The sequence below is a fragment of the Mycobacterium simulans genome, assembly GCF_900232995.1.
GTDB lineage: Bacteria > Actinomycetota > Actinomycetes > Mycobacteriales > Mycobacteriaceae > Mycobacterium > Mycobacterium simulans.
On sequence record NZ_OCVX01000007.1, the window covers coordinates 365578 to 385042 of the forward strand.

Consider the following 19465-nt stretch of genomic DNA (forward strand, 5'->3'; position numbering starts at 1 on the left):
ATAGCATCGGCAGTTGTGGAGTCCCGTTGGGTGCTGCACCTGGACATGGATGCGTTTTTCGCCTCTGTCGAACAACTCACCCGGCCCACCCTGCGTGGGCGGCCGGTCCTGGTCGGCGGGTTGGGTGGCCGCGGCGTGGTGGCCGGTGCCAGCTACGAAGCGCGGGTGTTCGGTGCCCGATCGGCCATGCCGATGCATCAGGCCCGCCGCCTGATCGGCGTGACGGCAGTGGTCCTGCCACCGCGCGGGGTTGTGTACGGGGTGGCCAGCCGCCGGGTCTTCGATACCGTGCGCGCCATGGTGCCCGTCGTCGAGCAGCTGTCCTACGACGAGGCATTCGGCGAACCTCCCCAACTTGCCGGAGCGTCGGCCGAGGACGTCGAGGTGTTCTGCGAAGGCTTGCGACGACGGGTGCGGGAGGAGACGGGCCTGGTCGCCTCGGTCGGCGCGGGCTCGGGTAAGCAGATCGCCAAGATCGCGTCGGGCCTTGCCAAGCCCGACGGCATTCGGATCGTGCGGCGCGCCGAAGAAGAATTGCTGCTCAGCGGGCTGCCGGTGCGACGGCTGTGGGGTATTGGTCCGGTCGCCGAAGAAAAGCTGCACCGACTGGGCATCGAGACGATCGGGCAGCTGGCCGCGCTGACCGACGCCGAGGCGGCCAACATCCTGGGCGCGACGGTCGGACCCGCGCTGCACCGGCTGGCCCGCGGCATCGACGATCGTCCCGTGGCGGAGGGTGGCAGAGCCAAGCAGATCAGCGCCGAGTCCACCTTCGCGGTCGATCTGACCAGCCTGGATCAGCTGCACGAAGCGATCGACCCGATAGCCGAGCACGCCCACCAGCGCCTGCTGCGCGACGGTCGCGGTGCGCGAACCGTCACCGTCAAGCTGAAGAAGTCCGACATGAGCACGCTGACCCGCTCCGCCACGCTGCCCTACGCCACGACCGAGGCCGGTGCGCTGATTGCGGTGGCCCGACGGCTGCTGCTCGATCCTCGCCAGATCGGGCCCATTCGCCTTCTCGGCGTTGGGTTTTCGGGTCTGAGCGACGTGCGCCAGGAGTCGTTGTTCCCGGACCTGGACACGTTGCCGGAGACGTCGGAGGAAGCCCATCAGGATTTCGACACTCTGCGAGCCGCGCTGCTAACCGGCTCGGACACCGCGGCGTGGCGGGTCGGCGACGACGTGGCGCATCGCGAATTCGGGCACGGCTGGGTGCAGGGGGCCGGCCACGGCGTGGTCACCATCCGGTTCGAGACTCGCGGTTCGGGCCCTGGCCCGGCCCGAACATTCCCCATCGACACCCTCGACATCACCAGCGCTAACCCGGTCGACAGCCTGGACTGGGCGGACTATGTCGGTGAACTGCGAGTTGAGGAGTCGAGCTCAGCCCCAGCGGTCGATGACCTCGGCGACCGGTAGCTGGGCCGCCAGCGCCGCCATCAGCAGGACCCGGGCTTGCGGCGGGGCTAGCCGTGGCACCATCACCGCGCCGGCTTCCACCAGGTCATGCCCGGGACCGTAACTCGCACCGACCCGCCCACCGGGGACTCGGGTGGACACCGCGACCGTGACCCCGTCGCGGCAATGCCGGCGCACGCCGTCGACCACCGCGGCCCCGGCATTGCCGGAGCCCAGTGCTTCCAGCACCACGGCTCGCGCGCCCGCTGCTATGCAGGCGTCTAGCGCAACCGCGTCACTTCCCAGGTATGCGGCGACAATGTCGACTCGCGGCGCCACGGCGGCGCTGACGTCGCCAAGGTACGGCCGGGTCTTGGTGCGCGTCAGTCGCACGCCAGCGTCGACGGTTCCCACCAGCTTGCCGACGAAGCCGCTCAGATCGTCGGTAGCGACCTTCCGCATGCCCAACGGCTGCACCCCCCGGCCCGCGAAAGAGACCAGCACACCGAGGTCGCGGGCGTCCGGGCTGGCCGCCACCGCCAGTGCGTCGCGCAGATTGGCCGGACCGTCGGCATCGGGTGCGTCGGCGCTGCGCATGGCGCCGGTCAGCACCACCGGGACATTGCCCGCATAGGTGAGGTCGAGCCACAGCGCGCTCTCTTCCATGGTGTCCGTGCCGTGCAGGACGACCACGCCTTCGGCGTCATCATCGATGGCAGCCCACATCGCTGCACGGATCCGATCCCAGTCGGCGGGTGTCAGCTGTGAGCTGTCGAGTGCCATCAAATCGATCACGTCGACATCGAAGCTCGATGTCAGTTGCGCACCGCTGTGGGTGGGCCGGCGCACCCCGTCGGCGCCGGTGCTCGTCGATATCGTTCCTCCGGTGGTGATGACGGTGAGCCGGCCCATGAGGGGATCATCTCGCATGTGTGGCACGCCTATCCGCGTGCGGGGACCATATTGCCTCTGGGGGATGATGGGGGAGTGCCTGACGAACCAACAGGATCGGCTGATCCACTGACCTCGGCGGAGGGGACCGGGGATGCCGGGGAACCCGAAGCGCCCGCGCCGCCCCGGCGGCTCCGTTTGCTGTTGTCGGTCGCGGCGGTCGTGCTGGTACTCGACATTGTGACGAAGGTGCTTGCCGTCAAACTGCTGCCCCCGGGACAGCCGGTGTCGATCATCGGCGACACGGTGACCTGGACTTTGGTGCGCAATTCGGGGGCCGCATTCTCGATGGCGACCGGCTACACCTGGGTGTTGACATTGATTGCGACGGGTGTGGTCGTGGGCATTTTCTGGATGGGGCGACGGCTGGTGTCGCCTTGGTGGGCGCTGGGCCTGGGGATGATCCTCGGCGGCGCGATGGGCAACCTGGTGGACCGCTTCTTCCGCGCGCCCGGGCCGCTGCGAGGTCATGTCGTGGATTTCTTGTCGGTCGGCTGGTGGCCGGTGTTCAACGTCGCCGATCCATCGGTGGTTGGCGGCGCGATCCTGCTGGTCGTTTTGTCGATTTTCGGCTTTGACTTCGACAGCGTGGGTCGGCGAAAAGCCGAAAGGGCCACTCTAGGCCGGCATAAGGCCGACCAGCGCTGATGACCCACCGCTCGATGCCCGTCCCGGAGGGATTGGCGGGCATGCGTGTTGACGCCGGGCTGGCCCGCATGCTGGGCCTATCCCGGACCGCGGCGGCGGCGCTCGCCGAGGGGGGCGGCGTCGAACTGGACGGGGTGCAGGCGGGAAAGTCCGATCGCCTGACACCGGGTGCCTGGCTGCAGGTGCGGTTACCCGAGGCGCCGCCACCGCTGGAGAACACGCCCGTCGACATCGAGGGCATGACGATCCTGTATTCCGACGACGACATCGTCGCGGTCGACAAACCGGCTGCAGTGGCGGCGCATGCGTCGGTGGGCTGGACCGGGCCCACGGTGCTCGGCGGTCTCGCCGCGGCCGGTTACCGGATCACCACATCTGGTGTGTACGAGCGGCAGGGCATCGTGCATCGCCTGGACGTCGGCACCTCCGGGGTGATGGTGGTGGCACTTTCCGAGCGCGCCTACACGGTGCTCAAGCGGGCCTTCAAGCAGCGCTCGGTCGACAAGCGTTATCACGCGCTGGTGCAAGGACATCCGGATCCATCCAGCGGCACCATCGACGCGCCGATTGGCCGGCACCCCGGCGGTGAATGGAAGTTCGCGGTCACCAAGAACGGTCGGCACAGTCTCACCCACTACGACACCCTGGAAGCCTTCGTCGCCGCCAGTCTGCTCGACGTGCATCTGGAAACCGGTCGCACCCACCAGATCCGGGTGCATTTCGCCGCGCTGCACCATCCATGCTGCGGCGACCTGGTGTACGGAGCCGACCCGAAGCTTGCGAAAAGGCTTGGGCTGGAACGGCAATGGCTGCACGCGCGGTCGCTGGCGTTCGCTCATCCGGCCGACGGCCGGCGGATGGAAATCGTCAGCCCGTACCCGCCCGATCTGCAACACGCGTTGGACGTGTTACGAGACGAGGGGTGACGCCTGTTCGGTGGCTGAATCGACCCCCGGTCTGGTTTGCGCACCGTCGCCGGTCCGGGGTCCCGGCCAGCACCTCCGCCTCGGTTGAACCCTCAGGATGTTTGGCAGACGAACTTGGCGCCTTGGGATACGCCACTGAAGTCAAGCCGCACCTCACCCTGGTGCTCCCAGTACTCAATGCCTTGGCGGCCGTAGCGGGCGCCACTGCCTGAGAGTTGGACGAACAAGATGTACTGCTCGCCTTTCCAGTTCACCACCGCCGCCTTCGGGTCGAACTGGTTGTAGAACTGCGCGGTTAATGGGCCGCGGTCGGCTGGGCACCGGTAGGTGATGACCGGGGGAGCCACGGTGGCGGGATCGGCGATGGCCAACTGGACCAGCCGGGTCTGGTATGCCTCCAGCACGCAGGTGGGCATGTCGACGTTCTGCGCGCACTGGTCACGGGTTGCTGCCCAGCTGTTTTGGCTTGCCGTCAGTGCGGCTTTGTCCGCTCCTGCGCGGTCGAGCGCCTGCTGGTAGATGGTCTGGAGTCGGTGGTCGAGCTCGACCAGTTTCGGGTCGGTGCACACCAACTCCTGGGCCGCATTTGCTGGTTTGGCGCAGTCGAGCGTCGACCCCGCCGCGGGTGCAGCTGCCGATGAAGCAGTCGTACCGGGAGGCGAACTGGGCGCCGGGGGCGTCGCTTTCGAGCTGCAGGCGCTCAGAATCAGGGTAGTCAGGACGGCTGCGATCAGTCTCATATGTGCTGACTACCGGCTGTTGGGTGGATGCGGGGCGCGACACGCCCACGCTCGCTCAAATTCGCCCGCGCTCAGACCTCAGCGCTGGTCGCTTAATCCCGAAGCGACGTCCGTGGCCAGCGGCGCGACGAGAGCTTCATGTTTGTGCCGGTGAAGAAGCTGGACGATTGATCGTCGCCGACCACACGAACTGATCGGCTCGCGCGTGCGCCAAGCGTGACAGTAATCCCATCGCGAATCCCATCGTGTCCGGGAATCATCGCCCCGGTGCACCTCCACTAGGGCGTGATCGATCTTGGATTACCTTACGTGACAAGACGATTGCTCGTTTACCATTCGCACTTCGACCGTCGGCGCCGCCCCTCTGCATCGGGTTGTTGGCGGATGCCCTAGGTTGGCCACATGACCTGTGTCACAACCCCCGCCATCAGGAGCAAGAATCGATGAATCTTGGTGACCTGACGAACCTCGTCGAAAAGCCGTTTGCTGCAGTGTCCAACATCATCAACACCCCCAATTCGGCTGGGCGATATCGACCGTTCTACTTCAGGAACCTGCTCGATGTGGTGCAGGGCCGTAAGCTTAGCGACGCCGTCGAGGGCAAGATCACCCTCATCACTGGGGGGTCGTCGGGCATCGGAGAAGCGGCGGCGAAGAAGATCGCCGAAGCGGGCGGCACAGTGGTGCTGGTCGCCCGAACCCTGGAAAACCTGGAGAAGGTCGCTGACGATATTCGCGACAATGGCGGGGCCGCCCACGTGTACTCGTGCGACCTGTCCGATATGGACGCCATCGCCGCGATGGCCGACAAGGTGCTTGCCGATCACGGCGGTGTCGACATCTTGATCAACAACGCGGGGCGGTCAATTCGGCGGTCGTTGGAGCTGTCCTACGAACGGATCCACGACTACCAGCGGACGATGCAGCTGAACTACCTCGGCGCGGTCCAGCTCATCCTCAAGTTCATCCCGGGAATGCGGGAACGCGGCTTTGGGCAGATCATCAATGTCTCCTCAGTCGGTGTGCAGACGCGCGCACCGCGTTTCGGTGCTTACATTGCCAGCAAGGCGGCGCTGGACAGCCTGTGCGACGCGCTGCAAGCCGAGACGATCAACGAGGACGTCCGATTCACTACCGTGCACATGGCGCTGGTCCGTACCCCGATGATCAGTCCGACGACGATGTATGAAAAGTTCCCCGCGCTGACGCCGGTGCAGGCGGCTGGAGTGATCACCGATGCGATCGTGCACCGGCCCCGGCGGGCCAGCTCGCCGTTCGGACAGTTGGCTGCGGTGGCCGACGCCGTCAACCCCGCGGTGATGGACCGGGTACGCAACCGCGCATTCGGAATGTTCAAAGATTCTGCCGCTGCTCAGGGCGGCCAATCCGCAACGGACACAACAGATCTCGACAAACGAAGCGAAACGTTTGTGCGGGCGACCCGAGGGATACATTGGTGACGTCATGAGTCTTCCGAAGCCAGGCAAAGAGACCACCGTCGTCATTACCGGCGCCTCCTCCGGCATCGGTGTCGAACTTGCTCGCGGCTTGTCGGGCCGCGGTTTCCCCCTGATGCTGGTCGCCCGGCGCCGGGAACGCCTCGACGAGCTGGCCGATCAGTTACGCGAGGAACACAACGTTGAGGTCGAGGTCTTGCCGCTGGATCTGGCCGACACTCAATCTCGGGCCCAGCTCGCCGATCGCTTGCGTAGCGATCCGATCGGAGGTCTGTGCAACAGCGCGGGCTTCGGGACTAGCGGGCGGTTCTACGAGTTGGCGCCCGAACGCGAACGTGAGCAAGTCACGCTCAATGCGCTGGCGTTGATGGAGCTGACGCGTGCGGCCCTGCCCGGGATGGTTGAGCGGGGCGCGGGCGCGGTGCTCAACATCGCATCGATCGCCGGTTTCCAGCCGATTCCTTACATGGCGGTGTATTCAGCCAGCAAGGCATTTGTGCTGACGTTTTCCGAGGCCGTTCACGAAGAGCTGCACGGAACAGGGGTCTCAGTCACCGCCCTGTGCCCGGGCCCGGTGCCCACCGAGTGGGCTGAGATCGCCAGTGCCGAGCGGTTCAGCATCCCGATTGCCCAAGTCTCCCCGCATGACGTCGCGGAAGCCGCGATCGCTGGGATGCTTGCGGGCAAACGCAGTGTGGTGCCCGGGGTGGTGCCCAAGGTCGTGAGCACCAGCGGCAGATACATACCGCGCAGTCTGCTATTGCCCGGGATTCGCATCGGCAACAAACTGCGTGGCGGCCCCGGTCGCTGACGGGGAGCGGCGGAGCCGGCTCGTATCAATCTCGTATCAATATCGACGCCACGGGTGGTCGGCCAGCATCGTGGTGACCATCTGAACGACCTCAGCATTCGCGCTGTCGTCGTGTTGGCGTAGTTGCTCGGTTGCCGTCGCAATCCGCTGTAGCAGTGCGCCGTAGGCGTTGGCAGCGGTGCTGGCGTAACTGTCGGCGGCGTCGATCTGCCACTGCACGGTGTAGTGCGAGGACAGGTTGTGCAATTCCTCGGCGAGATCGGCAGCCTGCACCTGCACCGTACGCACCAGGCTGCGCACGAGTTCGGTATCGATCGGACGCCGCGATTCGACATCGTCACCGGCGCCTTCAATGAGGCCCGCTTCGAGCACGTAATCAATCTGGCGCACCACAGAAACCGCATGCTCGATGCGCCCCGTATGGGCACTCACGCCCAGCGGTGGGACGGGAATGGTCAATAGTTGCGATGATGCGTCTGCTATCTCGGCTGCCGCTGCCGCACGGATCTGTTCGACCTGGGCTTCGGCGGCTTGGTGTGCGGCCGCAATCTCAGCATCGGCGCGCCCGCGGGCCGCGGCAACCTCGGCCGCGGCATCGGCACGGACCCGTTCGAGTTCGCCGCGTACCTGTTCCAGGGTTTGCTGCGCGGTCGCTCGTTCGGCGGCTCGTTCGGCGATCCGCTGTTCGGCGCGCGCCTCGGCGGCGCTAACTCGTTCACCAGCCGCGGCAACCTCGGCCGCAGAGTCAGCACGGACCCGTTCGAGATCGCCGCGCAGCTGTTCGAAGACTTGTCGCGCGGTCGCTCGTTCGGCCGTGCGTTCTTCCGTCCGCTGCCGGGCTCGCGCCTCGGCGGCTTTGAATTGTTCACCAACAGCGGCGACCTCGGCCGCAGCATCGGCACGGACCCGTTCGAGTTCGGTGCGCATTTGTTCGATGGCCTGCTGCGCGGCCGCCCGCTCGGCGGACCGTTCCGCGTCCTTGCGGGCGGCCTGCTCCTGTATCTGGCGAACGCGCTCACGCGCTGCCGTGGCGTCGCGCGCCGATTGTTCGGCTTCAGCCCGCGCCAGCGACGCAGCCGCTTCAGCGTCCTTCTTATCCTGCTGGGCCTGGCGTGCGTGGCCCTCGGCGATGACCCGCAAGTGGTCGGCCTCGACCACGCGCATCACTGCCGACGGGCGCTTCCGCGCCGGCCCCAAGCGGTTGCGGTGTTCGACGAGATCGCGTTCAGTCATCGCCACCACCGCGAGCAACTCCGCGGGTGGCGTGTTTCCGAAGCGCTCAGCGGCCGCGACGGCAACCTCTGCGGCACGTTTGGTGAGTGCGGCCCACGCCGCGGGGTCGAGGTCCTCGATGTGTTGCCGTGTGGTTGTCACCCGCGCCAACGCCTTCCGGTATCGGCGGAGCCGGCGTTGTGTGGTTCATTGGCCGCGGATGGCGCGGCAGAAGCGGGCGCCTCCTGCTGCGATCGGTCGTCCATCTTTGCGGCGTGCCAACCGGCCGCGGCAAGGTCGGCAAGCGAACCGGCTTGCTGTGCCAGGACCAACGAAAGCTGGTTGAGGTACACCGTCACGGACTTGGCCAGCGTTTCGTCGCCGAGCTGTTCGGCGTCGCGTAGCAGCCCTTGCAGCAGTTCCAAGGCCAGTTCCGGACCGAGTCCAAGGGTGGCATTCTCGCTGGCAGCGGGTTCCATCCCTGCGGTCTCCACCACCCACACCAGCCGCTGCCAGCATCGTTGCACTGCCGCGGCGCGTTGCTCGTCTTCGCGAATTTCCTGATGGTGGCGTTCTTGTTGTTCGAGCTGCATCTGGTGCCGCTTCGATGCCCGGCGCGCGGCGAACATCGCGACGAGGGCAAGCATTACGGCCGCGGCCAGGGCTGCGGCGCCGCCGAAACCTGCTGACGTTAAGAACTCGCGTGCGGGCGGTAAGGACGGCATGTTTCGGGGAAGTGGAAGTCCCTCCGCAACAAGACCTGGGTGTTGCACGCTCATGGCTCGGACCGTACCTGGGGAAGTGTTCGTTGAAAAAGCGGGGCTAGGCTGGGCGGATGGCTTCTGTCGACATGACCACCGATATGCCGATGGCCCCGGAGGAAATGTGGGACCACGTTTCGGATCTGTCGACACTGGGCGATTGGCTTGTGATCCACGAGGGGTGGCGAGGCGAGCTGCCTGACGAGTTGACCGAAGGCACTCAGATCGTGGGTGTGGCACGCTCCAAAGGCTTACGTAACAGAGTGACGTGGACGATCACGAAGTGGGACCCGCCGCACGAGGTCGCGATGTCGGGAGCCGGGAAAGGCGGAGCAAAGTATGGCGTCACCCTCACGGTAACGCCCAGCAAAGACGGGTCGACGCTCGGTCTGCGCGTCGAGCTGGGCGGGCGTGCGTTGTTCGGTCCGGTGGGTTCCGCGGCGGCGCGCGCCGTCAAGGGAGACGTAGAAAAGTCGCTGCGACGGTTCGTTGAGCTGTACGGGTAGCGGGCTCAAAGACACACTTTGCGACACGCCCGAAACACGTCAGTGCTCGGTCATAGACTGGCGTCCCTATGAACCAGTCCTCCTTCGTGCACCTGCACAACCACACCGAGTATTCGATGCTGGACGGTGCCGCGAAGATCACGCCCATGCTCGCCGAGGTGGAGCGGTTGGGGATGCCCGCGATCGGGATGACCGACCACGGAAACATGTTCGGCGCCAGCGAGTTTTACAACTCGGTGAGCAAGGCCGGGATCAAGCCGATTATCGGCGTCGAGGCGTACATCGCGCCCGGCTCTCGCTTTGACACCCGGCGCATTTCCTGGGGTGACCCCAGTCAGAAGGCCGACGACGTCTCGGGTAGCGGCTCCTACACCCACCTGACAATGATGGCCGAGAACGCTACCGGCCTGCGCAATCTGTTCAAGCTGTCCTCGCTGGCTTCCTTCGAGGGCCAGCTGAGTAAGTGGTCGCGCATGGATGCCGAGCTCATCGCCGAACACGCCGAGGGCATCATCATCACCACCGGCTGCCCCTCCGGGGAGGTGCAGACCCGCCTGCGCCTGGGGCAGGATCGTGAGGCGCTGGAGGCGGCCGCCAAGTGGCGCGAGATCGTCGGGCCCGACAACTACTTCCTGGAACTAATGGACCACGGGCTGACGATCGAACGCCGGGTTCGTGAGGGCCTGCTCGAGATCGGCAGAAAGCTCGATATTCCGCCTCTTGCCACCAATGACTGCCACTACGTGACCCGCGACGCCGCCCACAACCATGAGGCTTTGTTGTGCGTGCAGACCGGCAAGACGCTGTCGGATCCCAACCGGTTCAAGTTCGACGGCGACGGTTATTACCTGAAGTCGGCCGCCGAAATGCGCCAGCTCTGGGACGACGAGGTGCCCGGCGCGTGCGACTCGACGTTGCTGATCGCCGAACGCGTGCAGTCCTATGCAGATGTATGGACACCGCGCGACCGAATGCCCGTCTTTCCGGTGCCAGAGGGACACGACCAGGCGTCCTGGCTACGCCACGAGGTGGACGCCGGCCTGAACCGCCGATTTGCCGCGGGTCCGCCGGAAAACTACATCACGCGCGCGGCCTACGAGATCGACGTCATCTGCGCCAAGGGATTTCCGTCGTACTTCCTGATCGTTGCCGACCTGATCAGTTACGCGCGCTCGGTGGGCATTCGGGTCGGCCCCGGCCGCGGCTCGGCCGCGGGCTCGCTGGTCGCCTACGCCCTGGGCATCACCGACATCGACCCGATTCCGCATGGTCTGCTGTTCGAGCGGTTCCTCAACCCCGAGCGCACCTCGATGCCCGACATCGACATCGACTTCGACGACCGTCGCCGCGGCGAGATGGTGCGCTACGCCGCTGATAAGTGGGGTCAGGACCGCGTCGCCCAGGTCATTACCTTCGGCACCATTAAAACCAAAGCGGCGCTGAAGGATTCGGCGCGCATCCACTACGGCCAGCCCGGCTTCGCGATCGCCGACCGGATCACCAAGGCGCTGCCGCCGCCGATCATGGCCAAAGACATTCCGCTCGCCGGGATCACCGACCCCAGCCACGAGCGGTACAAGGAAGCCGCCGAGGTGCGCAGCCTCATCGAAACCGACCCGGATGTGCGCACCATCTACCAGACCGCGCGCGGCCTCGAAGGTCTGATCCGCAATGCGGGCGTGCACGCCTGCGCGGTGATCATGAGCAGTGAGCCGCTGACCGAGGCCATCCCACTGTGGAAGCGGCCGCAGGACGGCGCCATCATCACCGGCTGGGACTACCCATCGTGCGAGGCCATCGGCCTGCTGAAGATGGACTTCCTGGGGCTGCGCAACCTGACGATCATCGGCGACGCCATCGAAAACATCAAGGCCAACAAGGGAGTTGACCTCGACCTGGAATCGGTGCCGCTCGACGACAAGCCCACCTACGAGCTCTTGGGCCGCGGCGACACCCTCGGCGTGTTCCAGCTCGACGGCGGGCCGATGCGCGACCTGCTGCGTCGCATGCAACCGACCGGCTTCGAAGACGTCGTCGCCGTCATCGCGTTGTACCGGCCCGGCCCGATGGGCATGAACGCCCACAACGACTACGCCGACCGCAAGAACAACCGGCAGGCCATCAAACCGATTCACCCCGAACTCGAAGAACCACTGCGTGAAATCCTCGCCGAGACCTACGGCCTCATCGTCTATCAAGAGCAGATCATGCGCATCGCGCAGAAGGTCGCCAGCTACTCGCTTGCCCGAGCCGACATTCTGCGCAAGGCCATGGGCAAAAAGAAGCGCGAGGTTCTGGAGAAAGAGTTTGAGGGTTTCTCCGACGGGATGAAGGCGAACGGATTCTCGGCTGGCGCGATAAAGGCACTGTGGGACACCATCCTGCCGTTCGCCGACTACGCATTCAACAAGTCACACGCCGCCGGCTACGGCATGGTCTCCTACTGGACCGCCTACCTGAAGGCCAACTATCCCGCCGAATACATGGCCGGATTGTTGACCTCGGTGGGTGACGACAAGGACAAGGCCGCCGTCTATCTGGCCGACTGCCGCAAGCTCGGCATTACGGTGTTGCCGCCGGACGTCAACGAGTCCGGCCTGAACTTCGCGTCGGTGGGCGACGACATTCGCTACGGGTTGGGCGCAGTACGCAACGTCGGCGCCAACGTGGTCGGTTCGTTGATCAAGACTCGCAATGACAAGGGCAAGTTCACCGACTTCTCGGACTACCTGAACAAGATCGACATCTCGGCATGCAACAAGAAGGTCACCGAGTCGCTGATAAAGGCGGGCGCGTTCGATTCGCTGGGACATGCTCGCAAGGGCCTTTTCCTGGTGCACACCGACGCGGTGGACTCCGTGCTGGGCACCAAGAAGGCCGAGGCGATGGGGCAGTTCGATCTGTTTGGCGGCAGCGACGCCGGCGCCGACGCGGTATTCACCATCAAGGTGCCCGACGACGAGTGGGAAGATAAGCACAAGCTGGCCCTGGAGCGGGAGATGCTGGGCCTGTACGTGTCGGGGCATCCGCTCAACGGCGTGGCTCACCTGCTTTCCGCCCAGGTCGACACGGCGATCCCAGCGATCTTGGACGGCGATGTGCCCAACGAGGCCCAGGTCCGGGTGGGCGGCATTCTGGCCGCCGTGAACCGGCGTGTCAACAAGAACGGAATGCCCTGGGCGTCAGCACAATTGGAGGATCTCACCGGCGGCATTGAAGTGATGTTCTTCCCGCACACCTACTCCACCTACGGCGCCGACATCGCCGACGATGCGGTGGTGCTGCTCAACGCCAAGGTGGCGGTGCGCGACGACCGCGTCGCGTTGATCGCCAATGAACTTGTGGTGCCCGACTTTTCCAACGCGCAAGCGGATCGACCGCTGGCCGTCAGCCTGCCCACCCGACAATGCACGTTCGACAAGGTGAGTGCACTCAAGCAGGTGCTGGCGCGCCACCCCGGCACGTCCCAGGTGCATCTGCGCCTCATCAGCGGGGACCGGATCACCACCCTGGAACTGGATCAGTCGTTGCGGGTGACGCCGTCGCCGGCACTCATGGGGGACCTTAAGGAGCTGCTCGGTCCGGGGTGCTTGGGCGGCTAAAGCGGGCTCTTGACTTTGCTTTGTACGCTTAGCTAATGAGACACGTGTCGTCGCTGCTGGTCGTTCTGCTGTTCAGTGCCCTGATTCCCGCCGTGGCCCATGCCGACCCTGACCCGGACCCTCATATGCCGGACCCCAATACGAACTTTTGTCCCGGTGGCGGCAGCGGGAATGCTCCGCTGCTCGGCGCGGGACGTTGCGACGGGATCAAGTACCCGGACGGAAGTTACTGGCATACCGACGTCATGCAGATGGGCCCCTATCCGATGCCCTATTACATGCACGATGACATCACTACCGGTCTGCACTGCGTAATCGACGACGGATCGCCGGATCCGGCGCCCGCGCCACCCGGCGGGTGCGACGGCGCGGTGAAATAACCTAGCCGACAGCCGCAGCGCCGGTCGTCGCGAGGGTGCGTCATTGCACGGGATGTGCCGAGGGTGCGTCATTGCACGGGATGTGCGGCGTGCCGCTGTACAGACACGCGCGCTCGGTGGCCTGAACACCGACGTACTCGGCGTCGCGTCGCCGGCGATGCCAAGGGTGCGGGCTTCCGGCGCCCCATGACGCGGACGTACGCTCACCGATGTGATGCGGGCAGTGCTGATTCGGGGCTAAGGAGAACCGAAATGACCACAACCGGGCGTCCGACCACCATGTGCGAGGCATTCCAGCGCACCGCGGCGATCGATCCGGACGCCGTGGCGCTGCGGACGCCGGGCGCCACGCAGACGCTGACCTGGCGCGAGTACGCGGCGCAGGTGCGGCAGGTCGCCGCCGGCCTAGTGGGTCTTGGCGTACGGCGCGGCGACACCGTGTCGCTGATGATGGCAAACCGGATCGAGTTCTATCCGCTCGAGGTAGGTGCCCAACACGTTGGCGCAACCTCGTTTTCGGTGTACGCGACCCTGCCCGCCGAGCAGCTGACCTATCTGTTCGACAATGCCGGCACCAAGGTGGTGATGTGCGAAGAACAATACGTCGACCGCGTGCGCGCCAGCGGCGCCTCCATCGAACACATCATCTGCATTGACGGGACGCCAACGGGCACACTCTCGGTCGACGACCTGTACGCCGCCGGCAGCGCGGATTTCGACTTCGAGTCGACTTGGCGCGCCGTAGAGCCCGACGACATAGTCACTTTGATTTACACCTCCGGGACGACGGGAAACCCGAAGGGCGTGGAAATGACCCATACGAACATCCTGTTTGAGGGTCACGCCATCGACGAGGTGCTCGGAATCCAGTTCGGTGACCGGATTACGTCCTTCTTGCCGACGGCCCACATCGCCGACCGGATGACGGGCCTGTATCTGCAGGAAATGTTCGGCACCCAGGTCACGGCGGTGTCTGACGGACGCGCAATCGCGGCCGCGCTGCCCGACGTGCGGCCGACGGTGTGGGGAGCGGTGCCTCGGGTTTGGGAAAAGCTCAAGGCCGGAATCGAATTCACGGTCAGCCACGAGACCGACCAGATGAAGCGGCAGGCGATGCAGTGGGCGCTGTCGGTGGCGGCCAAGCGTGCCGACGCCCTGCTGGCCGGCGAATCGTTGTCGGATGACGTTGCCGCCGAATGGGCTAAGGCCGACGAGTTGGTGTTGTCCAAGCTGCGCGAGCGGCTCGGCTTCGGCGAGCTTCGGTGGGCCATCTCGGGAGCGGCGCCGATCCCCAGGGAGACCTTGGCGTTCTTCGCGGGCGTCGGTATCCCTATCGCCGAGATCTGGGGGATGTCCGAGCTCAGTTGCGTGGCCACCGCAAGCCATCCCCGCGACGCGCGTCTGGGCGCCGTCGGCAAACTGCTGCCCGGATTGGAAGGCAAGATCGCCGACGATGGCGAGTTTCTGGTGCGCGGTCCGCTGGTGATGAACGGTTACCGGCGGGAACCGGAGAAGACCGCCGAGGCGATCGACGCCGACGGCTGGCTGCATACCGGTGACATCTTCGACATCGACGCTGATGGTTACCTACGAGTGGTGGATCGCAAGAAGGAGTTGATCATCAATGCGGCCGGCAAGAACATGTCCCCGGCCAACATCGAGAACACCATCTTGGCCGCGTGCCCGATGGTCGGCGTCATGCTCGCAATTGGAGATGGGCGACCGTACAACACCGCACTCATGGTGTTCGACGCCGACTCGGTGGGCCCGTACGCGGTCAGACACGGATTGGAGGAATCGCCCGCGGCCCTGGCAACCGACCCCGAGGTGATCGCGCAGATTGCCGCCGGGGTGGCCGCGGGCAACGCGAAACTGTCTCGGGTGGAACAAATCAAGCGGTTCCGCGTACTACCCACCCTGTGGGAGCCCGGCGGTGACGAGATAACGCTGACGATGAAGCTCAAGCGCCGACCGATCGTCACCAAATATGCCGCGGAGATTGAAGAGCTCTACGCGTCCGAGCCGGGACCGCAGATCCACGAACCCGACGCCGCACGGGCGCAACGGGTGTGACGGGGGACCTGCGGTGACTGCGCGTGAGGTCGGCCGGATAGGAGTGCGAAAGTTATTGCAGCGCACCGGCATTATTGACGAGTCGACGACACCCTTGGCGACCGACCCTGACGAGGTGGCCGAGCTGTTGAACGCCCGATGGTTTGGCGACCGGCTGGATGCGCTGGCCGATGAGCTGGGCCGTGACCCGCACAGCGTGCGTTCGGAGGCCGCGGGATATCTGCGCGAGGTGGCAGCCTCTCTGGACGAGCGAGCGGTGCACGCGTGGCGTGGCTTCAGCCGGTGGCTGATGCGAGCCTATGACGTGCTGGTCGACGAGGACCAGATCGCGGAGCTGCGCAAGCTGGATCGCAAGGCGACGTTGGCCTTTGCCTTTTCGCATAGGTCCTACCTCGACGGCCTGTTGCTGCCGGAGGTGATCCAGGCCAACCGCCTCTCGGCGGCGCTGACGTTCGGCGGGGCCAACCTGAACTTCTTCCCGATGGGCGGCTTTGCCAAGCGCACCGGGACGATCTTCATCCGGCGGCAGACCAAGGACATTCCGGTCTACCGGTTCGTGCTCCGGGCCTACACCGCGCAGCTGGTACAGAACCACGTCAATCTCACCTGGTCGATCGAGGGGGGACGGACCCGAACCGGCAAGCTGCGGCCCCCGGTATTCGGCATCCTGCGCTATATCACCGACGCGGTCGACGAAATCGACGGTCCCGAAGTATATTTGGTGCCGACCTCCATCGTGTACGACCAGCTGCACGAGGTGGAGGCGATGACCACCGAGGCCTACGGTGCGGTGAAGCGACCCGAAGACCTTCGGTTTTTGATCCGGCTATCGCGCCAGCAAGGTGAACGGCTGGGCCGTGCCTATCTCGATTTCGGTGACCCGTTGCCGCTACGCAAGCGCCTTGAGGAAATGCGCGCCGACCCATCGGGCATCGGCACCGAAATCGAACGCATCGCGTTGGACGTGGAGCATCGGATCAACCGCGCCACGCCGGTCACGCCCACGGCGGTGGTGAGTCTGGCACTGCTGGGAGCGGACCGATCGTTGTCCATCAGCGAGGTGCTGGCCACGGTGCAACCGTTGGCGAGCTATATCGCCGCGCGGAACTGGAAAGTCGCCGGAGCCGCCGACCTAACGAATCGTTCGACGATCCGGTGGACGTTGCACCAGATGGTTGCGTCGGGGGTAGTAAGCGTCTACGACGCCGGGACCGAAGCGGTGTGGGGTGTCGGCGCCGATCGGCATTTGGTAGCGGCGTTTTACCGCAACACCGCCATCCACATCCTGGTCGATCGCGCCATTGCCGAGCTTGCGTTACTTGCGGCCACAGAGGCATCAGCGGACGGCAGCGTTGCCCCGGCGACCGTGCGCGACGAGGCGCTGCGTCTTCGCGAGTTGCTGAAATTTGAGTTCTTGTTCTCCGCACGTGCGCAGTTCGAGAAAGACCTCGCCGACGAAGTACGCCTGATCGGGCCGGTCGCGGACCCCACCAAGGCCGTCAGTGCGGCTGACGTAGGGCGGCTGTTGGAATCGGCGGATCTGCTGCTCGCGCATCTGGTGTTGCGTCCGTTCCTCGACGCCTATCACATCGTCGCCGACCGGCTGGCCGCCCTCGAGGACGAAGCGCTGGACGAGGATGTGTTCCTGGCTGAATGTCTAGAGGTGGGCAAGCAGTGGGAGCTGCAGCGCAGAATCGCCAACGCCGAATCGAGGTCGATGGAACTGTTCAAGACCGCGCTGCGGCTCGCCCGGCATCGCGAGCTGGTCTCGGATGTTCAGGGTGCTGATCATGGGCACATTGCCAAACGTCGACGAGAATTCGCGGACGAGATCGCGACGGCGATAAGGCGCGTCAACGCGATCGCGGAATTGGCCAGGAGGCGATGATCGGCACGGCGCACGCCGTCAGCGGCGAACGGTAGACGCGCAGTCATGGCGGGCATACGCTGAATGTGATCTCGGTCACTCGCTGAACACCGAGGAGGCGGGACGATGAATGTGGCCACGACGCATTTCCTGAAGCAAAAGGCGCCCTGCGGGCACATGGCAGATGGCGATCATCATGTCGAGGGTGACGATGACGGCCTCTCATACGACGACTTCAATTTCTCCTGCGGCTGCCGCGAGATCCGGCATGTGTACCACGACGGATCTACCCACATACGAACGATTCGACACGACGGCAAAATATTGCGGGACGAGCACTCCGGCGAACACGAGTCGTTCGAGGTGTAAGCCACGGCGATGACCGCGACACACAACATAGTGGTGATCGGTGGCGGTGGCGCGGGCCTGCGCGCCGCAATAGCGATAGCCGAAGCGAATCCGCGCCTGGACGTGGCGATTGTCTCCAAGGTGTACCCGATGCGCAGCCACACCGTCTCGGCAGAGGGCGGCGCGGCTGCCGTGGCAGGCGAGGACGACAGCCTGGACGAACACGCGCACGACACCATATCCGGTAGTGACTGGTTATGCGACCAGGATGCGGTCGAGGTGTTCGTCGCCGAGGCGCAGCGGGAGTTGTTCCAGCTCGAGCATTGGGGCTGTCCGTGGAGTCGTAGGCCGGACGGGCGCATTGCCGTTCGCGCATTCGGCGGGATGAAGAAGCAACGCACCTGGTTCGCCGCCGACAAGACCGGATTTCACCTCCTACACACGCTGTTTCAGCGTCTCCTGGCATACGGGGACATCGTGCGTTACGACGAGTGGTTCGCGACGACCTTGCTCGTCGACGAGGGCAGGGTTTGTGGTGTTGTCGCAATCGAGCTCGCGACCGGACGTATCGAGACAATCCTCGCCGACGCGGTAATCGTATGTACCGGTGGAGCTGGGCGGGTGTTTCCTTTCACCACCAACGCGAACATCAAGACCGGTGATGGAATGGCCCTCGCCTACCGGGCGGGCGCGCCGTTGAAGGACATGGAGTTCGTCCAGTATCACCCCACCGGACTGCCGTTCACCGGAATCTTGATCACGGAGGCCGCTCGAGCGGAAGGCGGCTGGCTGCTCAACAAAGACGGCTACCGCTACCTGCAGGATTACGACCTCGGCAAGCCCACACCCGAGCCGAAGCTGCGCAGCATGGAGCTCGGCCCCCGGGACCGGGTGTCTCAGGCGTTCGTCCACGAGCACGAAAAGGGTCGGACGGTCGACACCCCGTACGGGCCCATCGTCTACCTCGACCTCCGCCACCTCGGCGCCGACCTGATCGACGAAAAGTTGCCGTTCATCCGTGAGCTGTGCCGCGACTACCAGCACATCGACCCGGTTACCGAACTGATCCCCGTGCAACCCGTGGTGCACTACATGATGGGTGGCATTCACACGGATATCGACGGCGCCACAACACTTCCCGGGCTATATGCCGCGGGCGAGACAGCATGCGTCAGCATCAATGGTGCCAACCGGTTAGGGTCGAACTCGCTGCCGGAGTGCCTGGTGTTCGGCGCCCGAGCAGGTCGCGCCGCTGCGGAGTATGTGACTGAATTCGGAAAGAAGGCCCTTGGCGCCTCGCCCGCGGTGCAGGCTCAGGCACGCACGGAGGCGCTACGGCTGGAGCGTGAGCTCAGTCGCCATGCCGACGGGGACGACCGAATCGCCGACATTCGGGCGGAGATGCGGGCCACATTGGAAACCGCCGCCGGAATCTATCGAGATGGACCCACCCTCACCAAGGCGGTCGATCAGATCCGGGTGCTACAAGAACGATTCGCGAAGGTAGGCATCGACGATCACAGCCACACGTTCAATACCGAGCTGATGGCGCTGCTCGAGTTGTCGGGGATGCTTGACGTTGCACAGACGATCATCGAATCTGCCTTGCGCCGAGAGGAATCGCGCGGCGCACACCAGCGAACCGACTTCCCCGAGCGCGACGACGAACATTTCTTGGCGCACACATTGGTTCATCGAGAACCCGACGGAACCGCGCGAGTCGACTACCTTCCGGTCACGATCACGCGCTGGCCTCCGGGCGAACGGGTATATGGGAGGTAG

The 19465-nt window shown here is 64.9% G+C and carries 16 protein-coding genes; 12 read left to right on the plus strand and 4 right to left on the minus strand.

The window, feature by feature from the left end; genetic code table 11:
- Positions 1–15 precede the first annotated feature (15 nt).
- Positions 16–1422 (plus strand): DNA polymerase IV, encoded by a 1407-nt coding sequence (locus MSIMFI_RS23810; protein ID WP_449870972.1) that lies wholly within the window; start codon positions 16–18, stop codon positions 1420–1422.
- Here MSIMFI_RS23810 and MSIMFI_RS23815 read toward each other — a convergent pair.
- On the minus strand, positions 1387–2346 hold the full coding sequence (locus tag MSIMFI_RS23815) for an asparaginase (protein ID WP_191499828.1): 960 nt from the start codon (positions 2344–2346) through the stop codon (positions 1387–1389). The genes MSIMFI_RS23810 and MSIMFI_RS23815 overlap by 36 nt on opposite strands.
- Before the next feature lie 42 nt (positions 2347–2388).
- On the opposite strand from MSIMFI_RS23815, the gene lspA reads away from it, so the two are divergent.
- Complete coding sequence (gene lspA / locus MSIMFI_RS23820; protein ID WP_191499829.1) at positions 2389–3000, plus strand: signal peptidase II; 612 nt, start codon at positions 2389–2391, stop codon at positions 2998–3000.
- Complete coding sequence (locus tag MSIMFI_RS23825) at positions 3000–3926, plus strand: RluA family pseudouridine synthase (RefSeq protein ID WP_191499421.1); 927 nt, start codon at positions 3000–3002, stop codon at positions 3924–3926. Before lspA ends, MSIMFI_RS23825 begins: the two co-directional genes overlap by 1 nt.
- 92 nt (positions 3927–4018) lie before the next feature.
- On the opposite strand, the gene MSIMFI_RS23830 is transcribed toward MSIMFI_RS23825, so the two are convergent.
- Positions 4019–4666, minus strand: coding sequence for a lysozyme inhibitor LprI family protein (locus MSIMFI_RS23830; RefSeq protein WP_191499422.1), 648 nt, complete (start codon positions 4664–4666; stop codon positions 4019–4021).
- A 443-nt stretch (positions 4667–5109) separates the two neighbouring features.
- On the opposite strand from MSIMFI_RS23830, the gene MSIMFI_RS23835 reads away from it, so the two are divergent.
- Positions 5110–6126 (plus strand): SDR family NAD(P)-dependent oxidoreductase, encoded by a 1017-nt coding sequence (locus MSIMFI_RS23835; protein ID WP_191499423.1) that lies wholly within the window; start codon positions 5110–5112, stop codon positions 6124–6126.
- Between the two features lie 4 nt (positions 6127–6130).
- Positions 6131–6934, plus strand: coding sequence for an SDR family NAD(P)-dependent oxidoreductase (locus tag MSIMFI_RS23840; RefSeq protein ID WP_191499424.1), 804 nt, complete (start codon positions 6131–6133; stop codon positions 6932–6934).
- 36 nt (positions 6935–6970) lie between these two features.
- Here MSIMFI_RS23840 and MSIMFI_RS23845 read toward each other — a convergent pair whose 3' ends face one another.
- Together MSIMFI_RS23845 and MSIMFI_RS23850 are read right to left on the minus strand one after the other, a co-directional pair.
- Positions 6971–8308: a coiled-coil domain-containing protein gene (locus MSIMFI_RS23845; protein ID WP_191499425.1), complete on the minus strand. Its 1338-nt coding sequence runs from the start codon at positions 8306–8308 to the stop codon at positions 6971–6973.
- Positions 8305–8925 carry a hypothetical protein gene (locus MSIMFI_RS23850; protein WP_191499426.1) on the minus strand — a complete coding sequence of 207 codons (621 nt, stop codon included), beginning with the start codon at positions 8923–8925 and terminating at the stop codon, positions 8305–8307. Before MSIMFI_RS23850 ends, MSIMFI_RS23845 begins: the two co-directional genes overlap by 4 nt.
- 56 nt (positions 8926–8981) lie before the next feature.
- Here MSIMFI_RS23850 and MSIMFI_RS23855 point away from each other — a divergent pair, with 56 nt between their 5' ends.
- The 7 genes from MSIMFI_RS23855 (at position 8982) to frdA (ending at position 19465) form a co-directional block, all read left to right on the plus strand.
- On the plus strand, positions 8982–9413 hold the full coding sequence (locus MSIMFI_RS23855; RefSeq protein ID WP_191499427.1) for a type II toxin-antitoxin system Rv0910 family toxin: 432 nt from the start codon (positions 8982–8984) through the stop codon (positions 9411–9413).
- A 68-nt stretch (positions 9414–9481) separates the two neighbouring features.
- Entirely contained in the window at positions 9482–13015 is a 3534-nt protein-coding gene (gene dnaE / locus MSIMFI_RS23860) for a DNA polymerase III subunit alpha (RefSeq protein ID WP_191499428.1), read from the plus strand.
- A gap of 35 nt (positions 13016–13050) precedes the next feature.
- On the plus strand, positions 13051–13395 hold the full coding sequence (locus MSIMFI_RS23865) for a hypothetical protein (RefSeq protein WP_186242909.1): 345 nt from the start codon (positions 13051–13053) through the stop codon (positions 13393–13395).
- Between the two features lie 252 nt (positions 13396–13647).
- The gene (gene fadD11, locus MSIMFI_RS23870) at positions 13648–15468 is read left to right on the plus strand and encodes a fatty acid--CoA ligase FadD11 (protein WP_191499429.1); all 1821 of its coding nucleotides are present in this window, start codon (positions 13648–13650) and stop codon (positions 15466–15468) included.
- A gap of 13 nt (positions 15469–15481) precedes the next feature.
- Positions 15482–17356, plus strand: coding sequence for a lysophospholipid acyltransferase (locus MSIMFI_RS23875; RefSeq protein WP_191499430.1), 1875 nt, complete (start codon positions 15482–15484; stop codon positions 17354–17356).
- A 105-nt stretch (positions 17357–17461) separates the two neighbouring features.
- On the plus strand, positions 17462–17704 hold the full coding sequence (locus tag MSIMFI_RS23880; RefSeq protein WP_224770405.1) for a hypothetical protein: 243 nt from the start codon (positions 17462–17464) through the stop codon (positions 17702–17704).
- Positions 17705–17713: 9 nt separating this feature from the next.
- Positions 17714–19465: a fumarate reductase (quinol) flavoprotein subunit gene (gene frdA, locus MSIMFI_RS23885; RefSeq protein ID WP_191499431.1), complete on the plus strand. Its 1752-nt coding sequence runs from the start codon at positions 17714–17716 to the stop codon at positions 19463–19465.